The 22,206-nt window shown below is 60.2% G+C and carries 18 protein-coding genes; 8 read left to right on the top strand and 10 right to left on the bottom strand.

Going from position 1 to position 22,206, the window contains the following annotated elements:
- The first annotated feature begins 237 nt into the window (after positions 1 to 237).
- Genes AB4P92_RS28080 through AB4P92_RS28070 form a run of 3 tightly spaced genes read left to right on the top strand, consistent with a single transcriptional unit; the run spans position 238 to position 5,701 of the window.
- The gene (locus AB4P92_RS28080) at positions 238 to 1,482 is read left to right on the top strand and encodes an exonuclease SbcCD subunit D C-terminal domain-containing protein (protein ID WP_395598514.1); all 1,245 of its coding nucleotides are present in this window, start codon (positions 238 to 240) and stop codon (positions 1,480 to 1,482) included.
- On the top strand, positions 1,479 to 5,120 hold the full coding sequence (locus AB4P92_RS28075) for an AAA family ATPase (RefSeq protein WP_395598513.1): 3,642 nt from the start codon (positions 1,479 to 1,481) through the stop codon (positions 5,118 to 5,120). Before AB4P92_RS28080 ends, AB4P92_RS28075 begins: the two co-directional genes overlap by 4 nt.
- The gene (locus tag AB4P92_RS28070) at positions 5,117 to 5,701 is read left to right on the top strand and encodes a glutathione S-transferase (RefSeq protein ID WP_395598512.1); all 585 of its coding nucleotides are present in this window, start codon (positions 5,117 to 5,119) and stop codon (positions 5,699 to 5,701) included. The genes AB4P92_RS28075 and AB4P92_RS28070 overlap by 4 nt, the downstream gene beginning before the upstream one ends.
- Before the next feature lie 8 nt (positions 5,702 to 5,709).
- On the opposite strand, the gene AB4P92_RS28065 is transcribed toward AB4P92_RS28070, so the two are convergent.
- From AB4P92_RS28065 to AB4P92_RS28030, 8 genes are all read right to left on the bottom strand, one after another.
- Positions 5,710 to 5,967, bottom strand: coding sequence for a hypothetical protein (locus AB4P92_RS28065; protein WP_042559497.1), 258 nt, complete (start codon positions 5,965 to 5,967; stop codon positions 5,710 to 5,712).
- The gene (locus AB4P92_RS28060; RefSeq protein ID WP_395598511.1) at positions 5,964 to 6,176 is read right to left on the bottom strand and encodes a hypothetical protein; all 213 of its coding nucleotides are present in this window, start codon (positions 6,174 to 6,176) and stop codon (positions 5,964 to 5,966) included. The genes AB4P92_RS28065 and AB4P92_RS28060 overlap by 4 nt, the downstream gene beginning before the upstream one ends.
- A gap of 270 nt (positions 6,177 to 6,446) precedes the next feature.
- Complete coding sequence (locus AB4P92_RS28055) at positions 6,447 to 6,626, bottom strand: hypothetical protein (RefSeq protein WP_042559499.1); 180 nt, start codon at positions 6,624 to 6,626, stop codon at positions 6,447 to 6,449.
- A gap of 156 nt (positions 6,627 to 6,782) precedes the next feature.
- The gene (locus AB4P92_RS28050) at positions 6,783 to 7,958 is read right to left on the bottom strand and encodes a lactonase family protein (RefSeq protein WP_210623525.1); all 1,176 of its coding nucleotides are present in this window, start codon (positions 7,956 to 7,958) and stop codon (positions 6,783 to 6,785) included.
- The gene (locus AB4P92_RS28045; protein WP_038368119.1) at positions 7,945 to 8,256 is read right to left on the bottom strand and encodes a DUF5629 family protein; all 312 of its coding nucleotides are present in this window, start codon (positions 8,254 to 8,256) and stop codon (positions 7,945 to 7,947) included. Before AB4P92_RS28045 ends, AB4P92_RS28050 begins: the two co-directional genes overlap by 14 nt.
- A gap of 165 nt (positions 8,257 to 8,421) precedes the next feature.
- Positions 8,422 to 10,002 (bottom strand): aldehyde dehydrogenase (NADP(+)), encoded by a 1,581-nt coding sequence (locus tag AB4P92_RS28040; protein ID WP_115147066.1) that lies wholly within the window; start codon positions 10,000 to 10,002, stop codon positions 8,422 to 8,424.
- 9 nt (positions 10,003 to 10,011) lie between these two features.
- Positions 10,012 to 11,004: an AraD1 family protein gene (araD1, locus tag AB4P92_RS28035; protein ID WP_395598510.1), complete on the bottom strand. Its 993-nt coding sequence runs from the start codon at positions 11,002 to 11,004 to the stop codon at positions 10,012 to 10,014.
- A gap of 134 nt (positions 11,005 to 11,138) precedes the next feature.
- Positions 11,139 to 12,461, bottom strand: a complete 1,323-nt coding sequence (locus tag AB4P92_RS28030; RefSeq protein ID WP_395598509.1) for an MFS transporter — start codon at positions 12,459 to 12,461, stop codon at positions 11,139 to 11,141.
- A 193-nt stretch (positions 12,462 to 12,654) separates the two neighbouring features.
- On the opposite strand from AB4P92_RS28030, the gene AB4P92_RS28025 reads away from it, so the two are divergent.
- Both AB4P92_RS28025 and AB4P92_RS28020 read left to right on the top strand, forming a co-directional pair.
- Entirely contained in the window at positions 12,655 to 14,391 is a 1,737-nt protein-coding gene (locus AB4P92_RS28025; protein ID WP_042559504.1) for an IlvD/Edd family dehydratase, read from the top strand.
- A gap of 186 nt (positions 14,392 to 14,577) precedes the next feature.
- Positions 14,578 to 15,297 (top strand): FadR/GntR family transcriptional regulator, encoded by a 720-nt coding sequence (locus tag AB4P92_RS28020; RefSeq protein WP_042559505.1) that lies wholly within the window; start codon positions 14,578 to 14,580, stop codon positions 15,295 to 15,297.
- A 77-nt stretch (positions 15,298 to 15,374) separates the two neighbouring features.
- Here AB4P92_RS28020 and AB4P92_RS28015 read toward each other — a convergent pair whose 3' ends face one another.
- Both AB4P92_RS28015 and AB4P92_RS28010 read right to left on the bottom strand, forming a co-directional pair.
- The gene (locus AB4P92_RS28015; RefSeq protein ID WP_150592138.1) at positions 15,375 to 17,759 is read right to left on the bottom strand and encodes an RND family transporter; all 2,385 of its coding nucleotides are present in this window, start codon (positions 17,757 to 17,759) and stop codon (positions 15,375 to 15,377) included.
- A complete protein-coding gene (locus AB4P92_RS28010) occupies positions 17,756 to 18,799 on the bottom strand; it encodes a YCF48-related protein (protein WP_261735691.1) in 1,044 nt (347 codons plus the stop codon). Before AB4P92_RS28010 ends, AB4P92_RS28015 begins: the two co-directional genes overlap by 4 nt.
- A 462-nt stretch (positions 18,800 to 19,261) precedes the next feature.
- Between AB4P92_RS28010 and AB4P92_RS28005 the strand changes: the two genes are divergently transcribed.
- The 3 genes from AB4P92_RS28005 to AB4P92_RS27995 are packed head-to-tail and all read left to right on the top strand — an operon-like array spanning position 19,262 to position 22,195.
- A complete protein-coding gene (locus AB4P92_RS28005; RefSeq protein ID WP_395598508.1) occupies positions 19,262 to 19,852 on the top strand; it encodes an amino acid synthesis family protein in 591 nt (196 codons plus the stop codon).
- A 31-nt stretch (positions 19,853 to 19,883) separates the two neighbouring features.
- A complete protein-coding gene (locus tag AB4P92_RS28000) occupies positions 19,884 to 20,717 on the top strand; it encodes an alpha/beta fold hydrolase (protein WP_395598507.1) in 834 nt (277 codons plus the stop codon).
- Entirely contained in the window at positions 20,714 to 22,195 is a 1,482-nt protein-coding gene (locus AB4P92_RS27995; protein ID WP_395598506.1) for an aldehyde dehydrogenase, read from the top strand. Before AB4P92_RS28000 ends, AB4P92_RS27995 begins: the two co-directional genes overlap by 4 nt.
- Positions 22,196 to 22,206: the final 11 nt, after the last annotated feature.

Here is a 22,206-nt window from a genome sequence, read left to right as displayed (position 1 = left end):
AGCGCTTTGATATCAAATTGATGGTGCGATGTTAGATAGCCACTATTTTGGCGTCAATTAATAGATGCGTCCGCTGTCTGTCGCGGACGAATGGTCAAGGTAAAATCCAGCTCTCCATCAGTAAGCGCTCGATGCCACAACCAGCCTTCACACCGCAATAATCTGTAAACTCTCCCCTCTTTCGCCGCCCCTCATTTCCCCGCGGCCATCACCTCTTTATCTGTTGCGGAGTCCACCTTGCGTCTGTTTCACACCTCCGACTGGCACCTTGGGCAAAACCTGCACGGCCAGGAGCGCGATTTCGAGCATGCGTGCTTCCTCGAATGGCTGCTGCGCCAGTTGAAACTGGCACAGCCGGATGTGCTGTTGATTGCCGGTGACATCTTCGACACGGTCAATCCACCGGTCAAAGCCCAGGAACGCCTCTACGATTTCATCGTCAGCGCCCACGAGCAGCAACCGTTGCTGACCATCGTGATGATCGCCGGCAACCACGATTCCGGCTCGCGGATCGAACTGCCTGCGCCGTTGATGCGCCGTTTGCGCACCCACGCACTGGGTCGGGTGCTGTGGCTGGATGATGGGCAACTGGATGCCGAACGCCTGCTGCTGCCGTTGCCGGATAAAACCGGCGAAGTCGCCGCGTGGTGCCTGGCGCTGCCATTCCTGCGCCCGGCGGAGGTGACTGGCGCGCATCTGGGCGACAACTATTTGCGTGGCATTGGCCAAGTGCATGAATGGCTGATCGAAGCGGCCAACGCCAAGCGCAAGCCGGGCCAGGCGCTGATCGCCATCAGCCATGCGCACATGGCCGGTGGTTCGGTTTCGGAAGACTCGGAGCGCAGCCTGATCATCGGTAACGCCGAAGCCCTGCCCGCCAGTCTGTTCGGGCCGAGCATCAGCTACGTCGCCCTCGGTCACTTGCACAAACCGCAGAAGGTCAATGGTGAGGAGCGCATTCGCTACAGCGGCTCGCCGATTCCGTTGTCGTTCTCGGAGATTGGTTATCAGCACCAGATTCTAGAGATCACCCTCGACGGCGAAACACTGGTCAGCGTCGAACCGAAGCTGATCCCTCGCGCTGTCAACTTGCAGCGCATTGGCCCGGCGCCGTTGGCGGAAATCCTCGTGCAACTGGCGGACTTGCCGAACGTCGATCTGCTGGCTGAAACCCAGCGCCAACCATGGCTGGAGGTGCGCGTGCGCCTCGACGAGCCGCAACCGGATCTGCGTCATCAGGTAGAAACCGCCCTGCAAGGCAAAGCCGTGCGTCTGGTGCGCATCGCCGCCGAATACGCCGGCAACCGGGGTGCCGATGGCGTGGAGGACGGCACCGCGTTGATCGAACTTGACCAACTCACGCCCCAGGAATTGTTCAGCCGCGCGTGGCTCGACAACTATGGCAACGAGGTCGATGAGCAAACGCTCAAGGACTTCGCCGAACTGTTGCAGGACGTGCAAATGGAGGGCGAGCAGCCATGAAGATTCTCGCCATTCGTTTGAAGAACCTCGCCTCGCTGGCAGGTCCGTTTGAAATCGACTTCACTGCCGAACCGCTGGCCAGCGCCGGTCTGTTCGCGATCACCGGCCCGACCGGCGCCGGTAAAAGTACCCTGCTCGATGCCTTGTGCCTGGCGCTGTTCGGCGCCGTGCCGCGTCTGAACAACACCGGCCGTGACGCCAAAGTCCCGGATGCCGATGGCGAAATCGCCACCGGCGATCCGCGCACGTTGCTGCGTCGCGGCACCGGTGAAGGCTACGCCGAGGTGGATTTTGTCGGTGTCGATGGTCGTCGCTACCGTGCGCGCTGGGAAGCCAATCGTGCAAGGGAAAAGGCTGGCGGCAAGTTACAGGCCAGTCGGCAGAGCCTGCGCGACATCGATCAGGATCAACTGCTCGCCAGCCAGAAAGGCGAATACAAGACTCAACTGGAAGCCGCGCTGGGCCTGAACTTCGAACAGTTCACCCGCGCCGTACTGCTGGCCCAGAGCGAGTTCAGTGCCTTCCTCAAGGCTGACGACAACGATCGCAGCGAACTGCTGGAAAAACTCACCGACACCGCGCTGTACACCCAGCTCGGGCGCCGCGCCTTCGACAAGACCAAGGAGGCCCGCGAAGCGCACAAGCTGTTGCAGGATCAGGCCACCGGCGTCACCCCGCTTGCGCCCGAAGCGCGGGCGGAACTGGATGAGCGTTTCAACGCCGCACAGCAACAACTGAAAGTGCAGCAGACGCAGCTCAAGCAGCTTGAACAGCAGCACGGCTGGCTCAAGGAGTTGCGCCTGTTGCAGGAATCGCAGCAGGCCGCCACCGAGCAACTGCACAGCGCGCAACAACAATGGGAAAGTCTGGCCGGCGAGCGCGTGAAACTGACGCGCCTGGAGCAGCTCGGCCCGCAACGTCACCAGTTCGCGCGTAAAACCGAACTGGATGCGCTGCTGACACCGCTGGCTGCACAGATTGCCGCGCACACGCAACAACACGCAGAACTGAGCAAGCAGCAGACGCTGCTGGAGCAAAATCTGGCGGCGGCGAAAGTCGCCCTGAGCGAGGCACAACAGCGCCAAAGCGAGAACGCCCCGCTGTTGCGTCAGGCGTTTGAAGAGCAAAGCACCCTCACCCGTCTGGCCAAAGAAGCAGCCGGCAGCGCCGATGCCAAACAGCGTGCACAGCACGCCTGCACACAAGGCCAGAGTGACATACAAGCCTTGTTGGAAAAGCAGGGCCAGGTCGCTGAACGCCTGCAACACATCGCAGCCGGACTTGAGAAAAGCGCGCATCTGGCGCCATTGAGCGATGCGTGGAATGCCTACCGCGATCGCCTGCAACAGCTGATGCTGATCGGCAACCGTTTGAACAAAGGTCAGGCCGAACTGGCTTCGCTCGAAGAGAGCGCCACGCGCAACGCTGAAGCATTCGCCGCACAAAAGCAGCAACTTGAAGTGCTGTTCAAGGAGGCCGGCGCCGAACCCGATGCCGTCGCCGAGCAGATCGGCATTCTCGGCAATCTGTTGCAGGACAATCGCAAGCAACTGCGCGCCTTCGAAGACCTGTCGCGCCTGTGGGCCAGCCAACAGGAGCTGCACAAGCGCAGCGGCGAGCTGCAACAACGCCAGCTCAGCGCCCAGCAGGAACGTGAGCGGCTGACCCAGGACGGCGTAAAAACCAAGGCTGAACTGACCGTCGCCGAACAAACCCTCAACGTCACCCGCGAACTGCTGGAGCGTCAGCGTCTGGCCCGCAGTGCCAGTGTCGAAGAGCTGCGCGCGCAGTTGCAGGACGATCAGCCCTGCCCGGTCTGCGGCAGCAACGAGCACCCGTATCATCAGCCCGAAGCGCTGCTGCAAAGCCTTGGTCGCCACGATGAAAGCGAACAGGCCAACGCCCAGCAAGTGGTCGATCAGCTCAAGGAAAAACTGGTTGAACTGCGCGCCGAGGTCGGTGGTGTCATTGCTCAGCAAAAAGAGCTGCTGCAACAACAGGAACAATTGGCCGCTCAGCAACAGGCGCTGGCGCCGAGCCTCGACGCTCATCCGCTGTCCGCGCAGTTGCATAATCAGGACGCCGAGAAACGCGACGCCTGGCTCACCCGCCAAAACGAGCAATTGAATCAGAGCATCGCTCAGGACGAACAACGCCAAGGCGCCCTGCTCACTCTGCAACAGGACGCCGCGCGCCTGACCCAGCAATTGCGTCAGGCCGAAACTGCGCATCAGCAAGCGGCGCAGCACTTGAGTAACCAGCAGCGCGAGTTGAGCAGCGATCGTCAGCGCCTTGATGAAGAACTCACCGCGTTTGGCAGCCTGCTGCCGGCGGACACTCTCGAAGCCTTGCGCCTGGAACCAGCCGCGACGTTCATGCAGCTCGACCAGCAGATTGCCGAGCGCCTGGCGCAAGTCGAGCAGCAGAAGGAAGAACTGGCCGAGCAGCAACAACGTCAGCAAACGCTGGAGAAAGAACAGGATCGCCAGCAGACCCGCGTGCAGCAATCGCAAGCCGCCGAACAGCAATTCAATGCGCTGGCCGAGCAACAACAGGCTTGCCAGCAAAAACTCACGCAACTGCTCGGTGAGCACAGCAGCGCCGAGCACTGGCAGCAGCAACTCGAACACGCCGTTGAACAGGCGCGCAACGCCGAAACCGGCACGGCTCAAGAACTGCAAAGTATCAGCACGCAACTCGTGCAGATCGCCGCTGAACTCAAGGCCCAGCGTGAACGTTTGCAAGCGCTGGAAAGTGAAGACAAGGATCTCGCCGGCAAGATTGCCGACTGGCGCGCCCGCCATCCCGAGCTGGACGATGGCGGTCTCGAAGATCTACTGCGGGTCGATGACACGCAACTGGCTGAATTGCGCCAACACTTGCAGCGCAACGAAAAAGCCATCGAACAGGCCAAAGTGCTGTTGCAGGAACGCGATCAGCGTTTGCTCGATCATCAGGCGCAGCACAACGGCAATCTCGATGCCGAACAACTCGCCAGCGCCCTCGTTGACCTGCAGAACCAGTTCAACGTCAGCGAGCAGCAATGCGCCGAATTGCGCGCCGAACAGGCTGAAGACCAGCGCCGGCAGAACGCCAATCAGGCACTGGCGCAGCAAATCGCCGACGCCTACGCCGAGTACCAGCGCTGGGCACGTCTGAGTGCGCTGATCGGTTCGGCGACGGGCGACACTTTCCGCAAGATCGCCCAGGCCTACAACCTCGATTTGCTTGTGCACCACGCCAACGTGCAGTTGCGCCAACTGGTCAAACGCTATCGCCTGAAACGCGGCGGCAGCATGCTCGGCCTTCTGGTGATGGACACGGAGATGGGCGACGAATTGCGTTCGGTGCATTCGTTGTCCGGCGGCGAGACGTTCCTGGTCTCGCTGGCCCTTGCGCTGGGCCTGGCATCAATGGCATCGAGTACGCTGAAAATCGAATCGCTGTTTATCGACGAAGGCTTTGGCAGTCTTGATCCGGAATCCCTGCAACTGGCGATGGATGCCCTCGACGGCTTGCAGGCGCAGGGCCGCAAGGTCGCGGTGATTTCCCACGTGCAGGAGATGCACGAGCGGATCCCGGTGCAGATTCAAGTCCTGCGCCAGGGCAACGGTTTGAGCACGCTGGAGGTGAAATGAATACGCTGTATTCATTCCGCCGCTGCCCCTACGCCATGCGCGCGCGGATGGCCCTGCGTTATTGCGGCGTACCGGTGGAGATTGTCGAGGTCAGCCTCAAGGCCAAACCCGCCGAGATGCTCGCGATCTCGCCCAAAGGCACGGTGCCGGTGCTGAATGCGGACGGTCGGGTGATCGATGAAAGCCTGGAAATCATGCGCTGGGCGCTGGCACAGAATGATCCGCAGGATTGGTTGCTCAGCGGTGATGCTCGGGTTGCCGAGTTGATCGAAGCCAATGATCAGGTGTTCAAGGTCCATTTGAACCGCTACAAATATGCCGAGCGCTATCCCGAGCAGCCGATGGAAGTTTATCGGGCCGAGGGGGAGATGTTTTTGCGCAGGCTCGAAGAGTTGCTTGAAGGGCGCGATTACTTGCTGACGGATCATCCGAGCCTGGCGGACATTGCGTTATTGCCGTTCGTACGCCAGTTCGCCCATGTCGATCGCGAGTGGTTCGCGCAGACGCCATACGTTCGTTTGCAGGCGTGGCTTCAGCGATTCCTCGAATCCGAGCTCTTTACCTCGATCATGAAGAAATAACCACGGGGTCAGGCCAAAACCTGGCACATGCCGAGGGCCGAGCAATCCACTTCGAACGGCCCGAGGAAATTCGCCGCGGCCTTGCTCGGCGGATTGCCGGCCAGCAGCCCCAGCGTATTCGCCCGCTCAATGTCGTGGGCGATGTTGTGATTGGCCTCGATGGCCCGCGCCAGCGCTCCCACCGAGCCTTGACCAATACCCAGCAACGATGCGCCGTTAGTCATCAATGCGAGACTGGCGATAACCCAAAGCCTGTAGCCTTTCATGCGCCGCCGACTCCTGCGAGTTCCGCCGGGTCGACCATCACGCTTTGCGAGCGGTGTTCGAACTGAACACCGGGGCTTGCGACCTGAATCGGTGCGTCGAAGCTGTGTTCCATCTGCGACGAGATGCTGACGATCAGCACCAGCGCCAGGTAAAGGCCGATGGCCAGGTAGGCGCCGAATTTGGCAGAAGAGATGATTGTGCTGGCCATGGTGTTCTCCCGTGGGCATGTTTCGATGCCCACAGAATCGATCAAAAAAGCTGTGGCAACCACTCAGGGTTTCCCATAGTGAACATCAGCTTCGTTGATCATTAAGCCAGTCTATTTCGGTGTTGAATAAAACCATTACACGAGGATTTTTCGCACCCACAAACGTGTAGGAGCTGCCGAAGGCTGCGATCTTTTGACGTTGAGGATCAAAAGATCGCAGCCTTCGGCAGCTCCTACAGGAGATCGTATATCTCTCGGGAACGGGGAATTTCAATGTTGGGCTTTGTGATCCAGCGCGGCGTAGAAGTTGGCGCTCTGTTGCAGATATTTCTGGGTGTAGCTCTGGGCGTGGGATTTTTTGCCGTTGATCTCGACGTTGGCACTGGCTGGCAGAACCACGGTGGCGGAGATGGCGGAAGCGGCGATGACGGAGAAGAGATTGAAGTTCATGGTGGTAACCCTCGTGTTCGGTTGGCTTGCTTGCCCGGTTGGGCTGTGGAGCCAACTTAACGCTCGAGGGTTGATCGCTTGAAATGCTTTGTAACAGTAGCAGTTATCAGCGCGATTAATACATAGAGACAGGCCCCGTGAATCGGGGCCTGTGGCTTATTGTCGCACTACAAACTTGAGATCGCTGGGCGCATCCATCGGCAGTTTCTGCACGGTTTTACCGAGCAGGCCGGTCTTGCCATCGCGTTCAACGACGACGATCTCATTGCTCTTCTGGTTGGCAATCAGCAGGAATTTGCCACTCGGGTCGAGACTGAATTCGCGCGGGTGATCACCGTCCACCGAGCGTTTTTGCAGTTCCTTGAGCTGGCCGGTGGCCGGATCAATGCTGAACACGACCAACTGATTGGCGGTGCCACGGTTGCTGACGTAGAGGAATTTACCGTCAGCGCTGGCATGCAAAGCAGCGGCAGCCTTGTCCGAGGTCGGCTGGCCAGCCGCCAGATCAACCAATTGCGTCTGGGTCAGCACGCCATCGTTGTAATCGAATACGGCGACTTGAGCGCTCATTTCCATGGTCAGCCAGGCGTGTTTGCCATCGGCGCTGAACAGCAGGTGACGCGGGCCACTGCCCGCTGGCATAGGCACGGCAGCGGTTTTCGCCGGTGTCAGTGGCAGCTCCGGGTTGGCCTTCGGGTCGAACTGGTAGATGAAGACCTTGTCCGCGCCCAGATCATTGGAGAACACGTAACGGCCGTCCGGCGAAGAGACCGTCGAGTGCACATGGTTCGACGCCTGACGCTCGGGGTTGACCCGGCTCGCCGGGTGCGCGCTCATCTGCACCACCGGTTTGAGTTTGCCGTCTGCGCCTACCGGCAACACCGCCAGGGTGCCGCCCGGATCTTCCATCACCGAATAGTTGCTGACGAACAAATGGCTGGCGTCATGGCTGAGGCTTGAATGGGTCGGCTCGTTGCCCAGGCTTTGGACTTGATTGATCAGGCTAAGCGCATGGGTTTTCGGATCAATCGCATAACTGCTGACGCGACCGACCGGATCGGTCTGGCCTGGACCGTTTTCGTTGACCACGAACAAGCGTTTCTGGTCTTTGGACAGAGTGAGCCACGACGGGTTTTCGCTTTTCACCACTTGCAGTGGTTTGGCTTCGATCTGACCGGTGGCGCTATCGAAGCTCATCCGATAGATGCCTTGGCTGGCGCCGGCAGTGTAAGAGCCGACCAGCAGCTGGAAGCTTTCAGCGGATGCACTGGAAAGGCCCATCGCACCGACGCTGCCGGCCATCAGCAACGGCCAGAATTTACGCATTTTCATCAGTTTCATCCTCGTCGTCGCTGCTGCTGACGACGTCGCCGTGGCAGACCAGGCGGTGTTCGCCGATAGCTTTGGTCTCATTGAAATAACCGACGATCAACCAGCTCTGCAGAGAATCATCGAAGGTGGCTGCAGCGACCTGCGCCGGCGTGAATTCCCAATGCTTGGCCGCTCGGCCATCAATGCATTCGATGTGCAGATTGTCGTCTTCATCGAGGGCGAATTCGAAAGCGTGCAGGCCGTCGATTTCGACCATACCGCAGTGTTCGAGGGCGTTGAGAAGGGTTTGGGCAGTCATGGTGAACAGTCTTTCTAGGGGGGAAAGAGCGAATGATAGCTTATTGTCGATACAGATCCCTGTGGGAGCCGGCTTGCCAGCGATAGCAATCTGTCTGACACATCAATGTTGGATGTGCCGCAGTCATCGCTGGCAAGCCAGCTCCCACAGGTTATGCGTGTTGCCTTACAACGCTTCGCGCGAAGGCTTGCCATCCACCAGACGCTGGATACGCAACGGGTTGGCGTTTTTCAGCGGTTCCGGCAGCAAGCTGTCGGGGTAGTTCTGGAAACACACCGGACGCAGGAACCGATCAATGGCCAGTGTGCCGACCGAAGTGCCACGAGCATCGGACGTCGCAGGGTACGGGCCGCCATGGACCATCGAATCACACACCTCGACACCGGTGGGATAGCCGTTGAGCAGGATGCGCCCGACCTTCTGTTCCAGCAGCGGCGTCAACTCCGCGAACGCTTGGAAGTCCGCCGGCTCGCCGATGATCGTCGCCGTGAGCTGCCCGTGCAAACCGTTCAATGCGGCACTGAGTTGCGCCTGATCGGCCACCTCGACAATCACCGTGGTTGGGCCGAAGACTTCTTCCTGCAGCACTTCATCGCCGTTGATCAACAGGCTGACATCCGCTTTGAACAGCTGCGGCTGCGCTTGATTACCCTGCTGCGGGTTGCCGGCCAGATGTTCGATGCCCTGGTGCGCGAGCAGCTTCTGCAAGCCGTTGCCGTAACTGCCAAGGGTGCCGGCATTGAGCATGGTTTGCGCCGGTTGGTCGCCGATCAAACCTGCAACCTGCTGCACGAATGCGCTGAACTCAGGCGAGCGAATACCGATGACCAAACCCGGATTGGTGCAGAACTGACCGCAGCCCTGCACGACCGACGCGGTGAGGTCGCGAGCGACGCTTTCCGAGCGAGCGGCCAGCGCCTGCGGCAAGACGATGACCGGGTTGATGCTCGACATCTCGGCAAACACCGGGATTGGTTGCGGGCGTGCCGCAGCCATGTCGCACAACGCACGTCCGCCCTTGAGCGAACCGGTGAAACCGACAGCCTGAATCGCCGGATGCTTGACCAGCCACTCGCCGACGCCACCGCCATAGATCATGTTGAAAACACCCGCTGGCATCTCGGTTTTTTCCGCCGCGCGAATCAGTGCATCAGCCACCAGTTCGGCCGTGGCCATGTGACCGCTGTGCGCCTTGAACACCACCGGGCAACCGGCAGCGAGTGCCGATGCGGTGTCGCCACCGGCAGTCGAAAATGCCAGTGGAAAATTGCTCGCGCCGAACACGGCGACTGGACCGAGGCCGATGCGGTACTGACGCAGATCCGGACGTGGCAATGGCTGGCGATCCGGCAACGGCAGGTCGATCCGCGCGCCATAGAAATCGCCACGGCGCAGCACTTTGGCGAACAAACGCATCTGGCCGCTGGTGCGACCGCGTTCGCCCTGAATGCGCCCAGCCGGCAACGCGGTTTCGCGGCAGACCACGGCGACGAAATCATCACCGAGCGCATCCAGTTCGTCGGCAATCGCGTCGAGAAACTGCGCACGACGCTCAGCGCTGAGGCTGCGATAGGCCGGGTAGGCGGCAGCGGCGGCTTTGGCGGCGGCGTCAACTTCTTCGGCCGTGGCCTGGATGAAGTCGTGAGGCAGTTGTTCGCCCGTCGTCGCGTCAACGCTTTGCAGTTTGACGTTGCCGGCAGCGCTACGCTGACCGCCGATGTAGTTGTGACCGAGAATCTGAGTCATGGGATCTCCTTAAAGGGTGCCGATGCTGTCCGGTTCGAAAACGGCCTGAACCGGGGCGATGCCATTGATCAGCGGTGCGCCGAATTCGGCCTGGCTGATTTCGAAAACGTCACCCGGCTGGGTGCGAATGCCATCGGCGAACGACAAGGTCGCGGTGCCGAAAAAGTGAATGTGCACGTCACCCGGGCGCAGAAACTGGCTGTACTTGAAGTGGTGGTATTCGAGGTTCGCCAGGCTGTGGCACATGTTGGCCTCGCCACTGAGGAACTCGTTCTGCCACAGCACTTTACCGTCACGCAGGATGCGGCTGGAGCCCGCAAGGTGTTGGGGTAGCTCACCGACGCGAAGTTCCGGACCATAACTGCAACTGCGCAATTTCGAGTGGGCCAGGTACAGGTAGTTCTTGCGCTCCATGACGTGATCGGAGAACTCGTTACCGACGGCGAACCCCAGGCGATACGGCTTGCCGTCGTGGCCGATGATGTACAGGCCGGCCATTTCCGGCTCTTCACCAGCGTCTTCGGCAAACGGCGGCAACGGGAACGCTTCGCCGGGACGCACGACGATGCTGCCGTCGCCCTTGTAGAACCATTCCGGCTGAACACCGGCCTGCCCCGCCGCCGGCTTACCGCCCTCGACGCCCCATTTGAAGATTTTCATGGTGTCGGTCATCGCGGTTTCGTCACCGGCCTGCTGGTGCATCTTGTCGCGGGCCGAGGCGCTGCCCAGATGCGTCAGACCGGTGCCGCTGACCAGCATGTGCGCCGGGTCCGGGTGATCGAGCGGCGGCAGAATGCGCAGGTCTTTGAGCAATTGCGCATAGTCGTGGCTGCTGCCCAGGCCGAGGGTTTTGACTTGTTGCTCCAGAGTGCCGCCGGCTTCGATGGCGGCCAGGGCCAGATCACGCACGCTGCGGGCGGCCTGCACTTCGCGCACCACAGCGCCTTCGACCACGCCGACGCGGCGTTCGCCGTTACTCAATTCGAATTGAACCAGATGCATGTTTTTCTCCTATTCCTTCAAAAACACCGCAGATCCCTGTGGGAGCTGGCTTGCCAGCGATAGCAATCTGTCAGACACATCAATGTTGGATGTGCCGCCGCCATCGCTGGCAAGCCAGCTCCCACAGGGGCGTGTCAGGTGCGTGTGGCACCGCGGGCACTCGCTGCAAACTGGTCAGCCGGCAACACGTGTTTACGCTCCAGCACGCGATACACCACACCAGTCAAAATCAAACCAAACACCATTACCCCCGACAGGAAGTACAACCCCGAAGCCAGATTACCCGTGTGTTCCTTCAGCGCCCCGATCACGAATGGCCCGATGTAGCCGCCGAGGTTGCCCACCGAGTTGATCAGCGCGATCCCCGCCGCCGCACTTGCGCCAGCAAAGAACCGCCCCGGCAAGGTCCAGAACACCGCCGTGCAGGAAAACAGTGCAAACGCCACCAGACACAGCGCCGCCAGTTGCGCCACCGGCAACGAGAGCCAGGCACTGAGGAACAAGCCAATCGCGCCCAGCACATACAACACCGCCAAATGCCCGTAGCGATCGTTCATGCGATCGGAACTGCGCGGGATGATAAGCAGGCCGATGATCCCGAAGATGTACGGCACCGACGATACGAATCCGGTCACCAGATCGCTGCCACCGAACTGTTTGATCAACGTCGGCAGCCACAAACCGAGGCCGTAGATGCTCAGGGTCACCGGCAGATAGAACAGCGCCAGCAGCAACACGCGTTTGTCTTTCAGCGCATGTAAAGGATTGCCGTGACGGGTCTGGCCGTATGCTTGCAGATCCTTTTTCAGCTCACCGGTCAGCCAGTCTTTCTCGGCCTGATCCATCCACTTCACCTGTTGCGGACCGTCAGGCAACCAGCGCAGCACTGGCCAGGTCAGCAGGATCGCCGGGATGCCGATGACGATGAACAGCCATTGCCAGCCGTGCAGGCCGAGAATGCCGTCCATGCCCAGTAAACCGCCGGACACGGGACCAGTGATCATCATGGCGATCGGTTGCGAAAGAATGAACAGCCCGAGGATCTTGCCGCGATGGCGCACCGGGAACCATTGGGTGATGTAGTAGAGAACGCCGGGGAAGAACCCTGCCTCTGCCGCGCCGAGCAAAAAGCGCATGACATAAAAGCTGTGCGGGCCCTGGACGAAAGCCATGCCGATGGTGATCGCGCCCCAGGTGATCATGATCCGCGCGAACCAACGCCGCGCGCCGAAGCGTTCGAGCATCAGGTTGCTGGGAATTTCAAAAAGGAAATAACCAATGAAGAACAGCCCGGCACCGAGGCCATAGGCCGCATCGCCGATGCCGATGTCGGCGCCCATGTGTAGCTTGGCGAAGCCGACGGCGGAGCGATCCACATAGGCGATCAGGTACAGCAGGATCAGGAAGGGAATCAGTTTCAGTGTGATGCGCCGTATCAGGCGCAATTCCTGGCTCATGAGATCGGTCTCCGATTGTTGTTTTTATAGAACCTCGGGGGACGCCTCTCGCGGAAAACCGCCAGGGCCATCCCTCCGTCGAAAACGACTATATAGTATTACTAATTACCCAACAACACTTCCAAACCGCCGAATTTGAGCTTATGTTAGGCCATCACCGGAACACTATAGTCATACAATAAGAGAATCGATCATGTCTGATAAGAAACCCACCCTGCGCTCCGCCCAATGGTTTGGCACGGCCGACAAGAACGGCTTCATGTACCGCAGCTGGATGAAGAATCAGGGCATCGCCGACCACCAGTTTCATGGCAAGCCGATCATCGGCATCTGCAACACCTGGTCGGAACTGACCCCGTGCAACGCGCATTTCCGCCAGATCGCGGAGCACGTCAAACGCGGGGTGATCGAGGCCGGTGGCTTCCCGGTGGAATTCCCGGTGTTCTCCAACGGCGAATCCAACCTGCGCCCGACCGCCATGCTCACCCGCAACCTGGCGAGCATGGACGTTGAGGAAGCGATTCGCGGTAACCCGATTGACGGTGTGGTGCTGCTGACCGGTTGCGACAAAACCACTCCGGCGCTGCTAATGGGCGCAGCGAGTTGCGACGTGCCGGCCATCGTCGTCACTGGCGGGCCGATGCTCAACGGCAAGCACAAGGGCAAGGACATTGGCTCCGGCACCGTGGTCTGGCAGCTCAGCGAACAGGTCAAGGCCGGCACCATCACCATTGACGACTTCCTCGCGGCCGAGGGCGGAATGTCGCGTTCGGCGGGCACCTGCAACACCATGGGCACGGCGTCGACCATGGCGTGCATGGCCGAAGCACTGGGCACTTCGCTGCCGCACAACGCGGCAATTCCAGCGGTGGATGCGCGGCGTTATGTGCTGGCGCACATGTCCGGCATGCGGGCGGTGGAGATGGTTCGCGAGGATTTGAAACTGTCGAAGATCCTGACCAAGGAAGCCTTCGAAAACGCGATTCGCGTCAACGCTGCCATCGGTGGTTCGACCAACGCCGTGATTCACTTGAAAGCCATCGCCGGGCGCATTGGCGTCGAGCTGGATCTGGACGACTGGACCCGCATCGGCCGCGGCATGCCGACCATCGTCGATCTGCAACCGTCCGGGCGTTTCCTGATGGAAGAGTTTTACTACGCCGGTGGCTTGCCAGCCGTGCTGCGTCGCCTGGGTGAAGCCAACCTGATTCCGCATCCGAATGCCTTGACCGTCAACGGCAAGTCCATCGGCGAGAACACCAAGGACGCGCCGATCTATGGCGAAGACGAAGTGATCCGCACGCTCGACAATCCGATTCGTGCTGACGGCGGTATCTGCGTGCTGCGCGGTAATCTCGCGCCACTGGGCGCGGTGCTCAAGCCGTCCGCCGCCAGCGCCGAACTGATGCAGCATCGTGGACGTGCAGTGGTGTTCGAGAACTTCGACATGTACAAAGCACGAATCAATGATCCGGAACTGGATGTTGATGCCAACTCGATTCTGGTGATGAAGAACTGCGGGCCGAAGGGTTATCCGGGCATGGCCGAAGTCGGCAACATGGGCCTACCGGCCAAGCTGCTAGCGCAAGGCGTGACCGACATGGTGCGTATTTCCGATGCGCGGATGAGCGGCACGGCGTACGGCACGGTGGTTTTGCACGTGGCGCCGGAAGCGGCAGCCGGTGGGCCGTTGGCCACGGTGAAGGAAGGCGACTGGATCGAACTCGATTGCGCCACTGGCCGTTTGCACCTGGACATTCCGGATGCCGAACTGGCGGCGCGCATGGCCGATCTGCAACCACCGCAACAGTTGCTGGTGGGCGGTTATCGTCAGCTGTACATCGACCATGTGTTGCAGGCGGATCAGGGCTGCGACTTTGACTTCCTGGTCGGTTGCCGTGGGGCGGAAGTACCCCGCCACTCTCACTAACACCGCAGTCCCCTGTGGGAGCGAGCCTGCTCGCGAAGAGGGAGTGTCAGTCGACATCTATTTGACTGATATGCCGCCTTCGCGAGCAGGCTCGCTCCCACATTTGGTTTCTGTGTCTGCCTCAAGATTGTGCCGTGCCTGCTATGATGCGCGGCATCTCCATCGCTCAGGATCGCGCCGCCCCCCATGGATTACCGTAAACCTTCCGACCGCAAAAGCATGCACTCGCGCATTGTCCAGGAATTGGGCAAGCAGATCGTCTCCGGACGCTTTTTGCCCGATGACAAACTGCCCGCCGAAGCCTTGTTGTGCGAGGAGTACGCGGTCAGCCGGCCGGTGTTGCGCGAAGCCACGCGGGTGTTGGTGGCCAAGGGTCTGGTGTATTCGAAGCCGCGCGTCGGCACGGTGGTCAAGGCGCGCCGCGAATGGCACATGCTCGACCCGGACGTGCTGCACTGGCTGATGCAAAGCAGCCCGCAGAATGAGTTTTTCAACGTGCTGACCAGCGTGCGCAGCATCATCGAACCTGCCGCCGCCGCCCTCGCCGCCCAGCATGCGACCGATGCCGACATTGCCGCCATCGGCGAAGCCTACCAACGCATGGAAGCGGCGCCGACGCCGGAAGCACTGCTGCAACCGGACCTGGACTTTCACAGCCGGATTGCCGATGCGACGCACAATGATTTGTTGGCGAACCTGTGCAACATGCTGTCGGTGGCGATTGCCGAGGCGCTGAAGCATTCGAATCAGCGGCCGAACCTGCATGAATTCGCGTTGCCGCGGCACAAGGCGATTTTGACGGCCATTGAAAATCGCGATGCGCTGGGTGCTCGGCATGCAACGTTGGTGCAGCTGGATGATGCGCGCAGTGCGTTGAGTGTTGTGCTTGGGGCTGAGCTTTCTTGAAGCAAAGTCAAAAGATCCTGATCCACAAAAAAAGCCGCAACCCTAAGGTTGCGGCTTTTTCATTTCAGCCCTTCAGATCAATGCGCAAACAGCGAGTTGCCCTTCTGCCCCGCCAGTTTCTCTGGCTTGATCAGGAACTTCGCCAGTGCCGGCAGCAGCCACAGCGCACCGAACATGTTCCACAGCAGCATGAAGGTCAGCATCAGGCCCATGTCGGCCTGGAACTTGATCGCCGAGAAGATCCAGGTGCACACGCCGATGGCCAGGCACAGACCGGTGAACAGCACCGCTTTACCGGTGGATTTCAGGGTCTGGTAATAGGCTTCCTGCAACGGCAGACCGGCACGCAGGAAACTTTCCAGACGGCTGTAGATGTAGATCCCGTAGTCGACGCCGATACCCACACCCAGCGCCACCACCGGCAACGTCGCCACTTTCACACCGATGCCCATGAACGCCATCAGCGCGTTGCCGAGTACCGAAGTCAGCACCAGCGGCAGCACGATGCACAAGGTCGCCGCCCATGAACGGAAGGTGATCATGCACATCACCGCCACGCAGATGTACACCAGGATCAGGATGGTCAACTCAGCCTGTTTGATGACTTCGTTGGTGGCCGCTTCGATGCCGGCGTTACCCGCGGCGAGGATGAATTCCAGGCCGTCCTTGTTGTTGTCCTTGGCGAACTCCTGCACCGCATGCACCGCACGATCAAGGGTTTCGGCCTTGTGGTCGTTGAGGAACACCAGCACCGGCGCCAGCGAGCAGCTGTTGTTGTACAAACCATCAGCACGGGCAATCGAGTTGTTCAGCACGTCCGGATTGCGCGACAGGGTTTCCCATTTCAGGTTGCCCTCGTTCATGCCTTTGATCATCTGCTTGGACACCGTCACCAACGAGATCGCCGACTGCACGCCCTCGGTGTTCTGCATCTTCCACATCAGTTCATCGATCGGTGCCATGGCTTCAATGCGTGAACAGCCTTCAGCCTTGGTCTTGACCATCACCACAAGCACGTCGGAACTGGTCGAATAGTTGCTGATGATGAAGTTGTTGTCCTTGTTGTAGCGCGAATCAGGACGCAACTCCGGCGCGCCTTGGTCGAGGTCGCCGATTTTCAGGTTCTGGCTGTACCAGAGGCCACCACCGAAGGCGACCAGCGCCAGGGCTACAGAGATCGGTGCAACTTTCGGGCTGGCAAAGTTCGACAGCAGGCGCCAGAACGGATGTTCGCGGTTCGCGTCCTTCTTGCTCTTGGCGATAGCGCGTTTGCTGATGCCGACATAGGAGATGGCGACCGGCAACAGGATCAGGTTGGTAAACACGATCACCGCCACACCGATGGACGCACCGATGGCCAATTCACGGATAACACCGATGTCGATGATCAGCAGCGTGATGAAGCCGACCGCATCCGCGAGAATCGCAATCATCCCCGGCAGGAACAGTTGCCGGAACGTGCGTCGTGCAGCCGTAAGCGCGTTGTCCGCCTCGCTGGATTGCAGCGCGATGCCGTTGATCTTCTGCACGCCATGAGAGATGCCGATGGCGAAAATCAGGAACGGCACCAGCATCGAATACGGATCGAGTCCGAAGCCGAAGAAGTGCATCAAGCCGAGTTGCCAGACCACCGCCACCAGCGTCGTGCTCAATACCGCGATGGTGCTGCGCACGCAGTTGGTGAACCACAGCAGCAGAATCAGGGTGATCACGAAGGCGACGCCGAAGAACAGCACCACCATCACCAGACCGTCAATCAGGTCGCCGACCTTCTTGGCGAAACCGACGATGTGGATCTTGATGTTCGGGTTCTGCGCTTCGAACTTGTTGCGGATCTTGTCTTCGAGTTCATGGGAGAACTTGCGGTAATCCAGCGCCAGCAACTTGCCCTGATCCTGCGGGTCCGGGTAGGACTCCAGCAGCGGGATGTCGACGATGCTCGACTTGAAGTCGTTGGCCACCAGACGGCCGACCTGACCGGACTTGAGCACGTTGTTGCGCAGCAGATCGAGGCTGTCCTGCGAGCCGTTGTAGCTCTGCGGAATCACCTCACCGCCGGCGAAACCCTCCTCGGTCACTTCGGTCCAGCGCACGCTCGGGCTCCACAGCGACTTCAGCCCGGAGCGGTCAACGCCCGAGATGTAGAACACCTCGTCGTTGATCTGGCGCAGGGTCTCCATGTACTCCTTGGAGAAGATATCGCCATCGGTGGCTTCCACCGAAATCCGCACGGTGTTGCCCAGGTTCGCCAGATCGTTGCGGTGCTCCATCATCTTCTCGATGAACGGATGCTGCAGCGGGATCATTTTTTCGAAACTGGTGGACGGCCGGATCAACGTGGCCTGCCAGAACAGGAAAATGCTCACCACCAGGCAGATGAGGATCACCGCCGGGCGGTTGTTGAAAATCAGGCGTTCGAGGACCGTCGCCTTTTCCTGGTTTTGTGTGTTCAAGGAAGTCATAGCCCCGCCTTCTTATTATTGATCTCGGCGCCGTTCGGCAGCGTGGTGTGGACGCCACCCTGCCCGGTCAGAATCAGGTTGCCATTGCCGGCGGCGGTGACCGACGACAGGGAAATGCGATCCGCGCGGTTGAACACACTGAAAGTTTCACCGTTGTCGCTGCTGCTGATCACCGAACCGCCGTTGCCGACGATCACGATGGAGCCGTCGTCGAGCAAGGCAGCGCCGGAAAGGCCGAATTCCAGTGTTCCGCGCGCGGCTTTGAGCTCGATCTGTTCCCAGTTGCTGCCGAAATCGCTCGAGCGGTAGAGGTTGCCGCGCAAGCCGTAAGCCAGCAGCGTCTGCGGTTGAGCAGTGCCGATCACGCCGAAGAGCGAGCCTTCGTATGGGCCTTCGAGTTTTTCCCAGGTCTGGCCCTCGTCGGCGGAGCGAAACATGCTGCCCGACTCGCCGACGATGAACAGCCCGGCGTCTTTCACTGCAGCGATGGCGTTGAGGTGAAACTGGTCTTCGTTGTCGAGGCGGTCACTGACGTCTTCCCAGTTTTTGCCGCCATCGGTTGTTTCCAGCAGCGCGCCGTAAGCGCCCACGGCAAAGCCGCTGTTGGCGTCCTTGAACCAGACGTCGAGCAGCGGCGATTCGCGTTTGAGATCTTCGAATTGTTTGGTCCAGGTCAGGCCGCCGTCCTCGCTGGCGAGAATCTGCGCGTCATGGCCGACCGCCCAGCCGTGCTTGTCGTCGACAAAATACACGGCCGTCAGCAACTGCCGGCTCGGCACCTTGGCCTGCGTCCAGGTCTTGCCCTGGTCATCGGAATACAGAATGTGCCCGCGATCCCCGACGGCGACCAAACGGGCGCCAGCGTGGACGACGTCAAGAATGAGGCTTTTCGCGGCTTTGGCTGATTCGGTGGCATAAACCACATCGGCTGGAGCCTGGGCGGCAATCACAGGTGCCGACAATATGGCAAAGCCCAGCATCGAGAGTGCTGTGGCCAGCAACGCGGTGTTGCGTAACGCCGGCGGGCGGCAACGACTCATAGACCTTCCCCTATTTATTATTGTTAGGCCATTTGGCCTTAAAGGGCGCCGCAAGGGTGTTCGAGCGATCGCTGGTCAGAAGCATAGTCCTGAAACCCGCAATCCAGAGCCCCTTCGGAAGCTGGCTCATCCTATCGGGCTTTGGAAACGTCTGACAATCGGCGCCACGTTATCTTTTGTTAACCGCACACAGGCTTCTCCTGCCAGTGATTTCCATTGTGGGAGCGAGCCTGCTCGCGAATGCGGGGTGACAGTCACCCTCTTTATTGGCTGACCCACCGCTTTCGCGAGCAGGCTCGCTCCCACAGGGGCCTGAGGCGAATTGGGGATGTGGGGTGGCGGCTGAATGCACCGCCATTCGCCGGATAGATGATTCAAAACTCGCAAGGGGGACTTGCACGATAGGTATTATGGTATACCATCAGACGGAAAGACACTCTCAATCCCCCACCGGAGCAGCTCATGAGTTTCGAAATTCGCAAGATCGTCAGCTATGTCGAAGAAACCTTCATCGAAGGCGGTAAAGCCACCGACAAGCCAGTGACCATGGTTGGCCTCGCCGTGGTGATGAAAAACCCTTGGGTGGGCAACGGCTTTGTGGAAGACCTCAAGCCGCAGATCCGCGCCAACTGCTCCGATCTCGGCGCTTTGATGGTCGAGCGTCTGGTCGGGATCATTGGCGGCGCAGAAAAAATCGAGGCCTACGGCAAAGCCGCTGTGGTCGGCGCTGATGGCGAGATCGAGCACGCCTCCGCCGTGATCCACACCCTGCGCTTCGGCAACCACTACCGCGAAGCGGTCAAGGCCAAGAGCTACCTGAGCTTCACCAACAAGCGCGGCGGCCCGGGCACCTCGATTCAGATCCCGATGATGCACAAGGACGACGAAGGCCTGCGTTCGCACTACATCACCTTGGAAATACAGATCGAAGACGCGCCGCGTGCCGATGAAATCGTCGTCGTGCTGGGTTGCGCCGACGGTGGTCGTCTGCACCCGCGCATCGGTAACCGTTACATCGATCTGGAAGAACTGGCCGCCGAAAAAGCCCAGTAATCACAATAAAAAAGGCAAGCAGGAGCGCTCCATGATTCGGCTCACCGCTGAACTCACCCCGGCTGGCACCAGTTACCTGGCGACCGGCCAAGGCCAGCCCGTGGTTTTGATCCACGGCGTGGGCCTGAACAAAGAAATGTGGGGCGGCCAGATTGTCGGCCTCGCCAGCCAATATCAGGTGATCGCCTACGACATGCTCGGCCATGGCGCGAGTCCGCGACCGGCCAGCGGCACCAACCTGCTCGGTTATGCCGACCAGTTGCTGGAGCTGCTCGATCACCTGAACTTGCCTGAGGCGGCGGTGATCGGTTTTTCCATGGGCGGACTGGTGGCGCGAGCATTTGCCCTGCATTACCCACAGCGCCTGCAAAGCCTGGTGGTGCTCAACAGCGTGTTCAACCGCAGCGAAGAGCAGCGCGCCGGCGTCATCGCCCGCACTGCGCAAGCCGCCGAACACGGGCCCGACGCGAATGCCGAAGCGGCGCTTTCACGCTGGTTCAGCCGTGAATATCAGGCAGCGAATCCGGCGCAGATCGCCGCGTTGCGGCAAACCCTGGCCAATAATGATCCGCAGGGTTACCTGACCACTTACGAGCTGTTCGCCACGCAAGACATGTATCGCGCCGACGACCTGGGCAGCATTCAGGCGCCGACGCTGATTGCCACCGGTGGACTCGATCCGGGCTCGACCCCGGAGATGGCCGAACAACTGGCCCTGCGCATCCCCGGCGCCAAGGTTGCCGTGCTGCCCGAGCAACGGCATATGATGCCCGTAGAGTCGCCGCGTCTGGTCAACCAGACACTGCTGGAATTTCTCGAATTCGCGCACTCCCGACAAAATCAAATAAAGGGGATCGTTGCATGACGCTCGCACGCTTCCAGATGTGCATCGGCGGAGAATGGGTCGATGCCCTCTCCGGCAAGACTTTCGAAAGCCTCAACCCGGCCACGGCCCAAGCCTGGGCCGAGCTGCCCGACGCCGATGAAGCGGATGTCGAGCGCGCCGTGCAATCGGCGCAAACCGCGTTCGACAGCCCGGCATGGCGTGGCCTGACCGCCACGGCACGCGGCAAATTGCTGCGTCGTCTCAGTGACTTGATCGCTGAGAACAAGGAACACCTGGCGCAACTGGAAAGCCGCGATAACGGCAAACTGATCCGCGAAACCCGTGGTCAGGTCAGCTATCTGCCAGAATTTTTCCATTACACCGCAGGGCTTGCCGACAAGCTCGAAGGCGGCACCTTGCCGCTGGATAAGCCGGATCTGTTCGCCTACACGGTTCACGAAGCCATGGGTGTAGTCGCCGCGATCATTCCCTGGAACAGCCCGCTTTATTTGACTGCGATCAAACTCGCCCCGGCCCTCGCCGCCGGCAACACGATTGTGATCAAGCCGTCCGAACATGCTTCGGCGACCATCCTTGAGTTGGCGCGTCTGGCCCTCGAAGCCGGGATCCCGCCGGGCGTGGTCAACGTCGTCACCGGTTACGGCCCGAGCACCGGCGCCGCCCTCACCCGTCATCCGCTGATCCGCAAGATCGCCTTCACCGGCGGCGCGGCCACGGCACGGCATGTGGTGCGCAGCAGTGCCGAGAACTTCGCCAAGCTGTCGCTGGAACTGGGCGGCAAATCGCCGAACATCATCTTCGCCGACGCCGACCTCGACAGCGCGATTAACGGGGCGATTGCCGGGATTTACGCGGCATCCGGTCAGAGTTGTGTGTCCGGCTCGCGACTGTTGGTGCAGGACGAAATCTACGACGAGTTCGTCAGTCGACTGGTGGAGCGCGCCCAGCGCATTCGCATTGGCAATCCGCAGGAAGACAGCAGTGAAATGGGCCCGATGGCCACCGCGCAGCAGCTCGCGGTGGTTGAAGGTCTGGTTGCCGATGCCCTCGCCGAAGGTGCGATTTTGCGTACCGGTGGCAAGCGCCCGACGGGGCTCGGTGACGGCTGGTTCTATGAGCCGACACTGTTCGAGTGCGACAGCAATTCGATGAAAATCATGCAGGAAGAAGTCTTCGGCCCCGTCGCATCGGTCATTCGCTTTAAAGATGAAGCCCAAGCGCTGGCGATTGCCAACGACTCACAGTTCGGTCTCGCCGCCGGCATCTGGACCCGTGACCTGGGCCGTGCCCATCGTCTGGCCCGGGATGTGCGGTCGGGGATCATCTGGGTCAACACCTACCGCGCGGTGTCGGCGATGGCACCGATCGGCGGCTTCAAGAACAGTGGCTATGGACGCGAAAGCGGCATCGATTCGGTGCTGGCCTACACCGAACTGAAAACGGTGTGGATCAACCTTTCTCAGGCGCCAATGCCTGATCCGTTTGTGATGCGCTAGGAGACCTGCGA

This window comes from Pseudomonas sp. A0308 (assembly GCF_044218815.1).
GTDB lineage: Bacteria > Pseudomonadota > Gammaproteobacteria > Pseudomonadales > Pseudomonadaceae > Aquipseudomonas > Aquipseudomonas iridis.
Note: the sequence above shows the minus strand (reverse complement) of the source record. Positions and strands in the feature narration are given on the sequence as shown.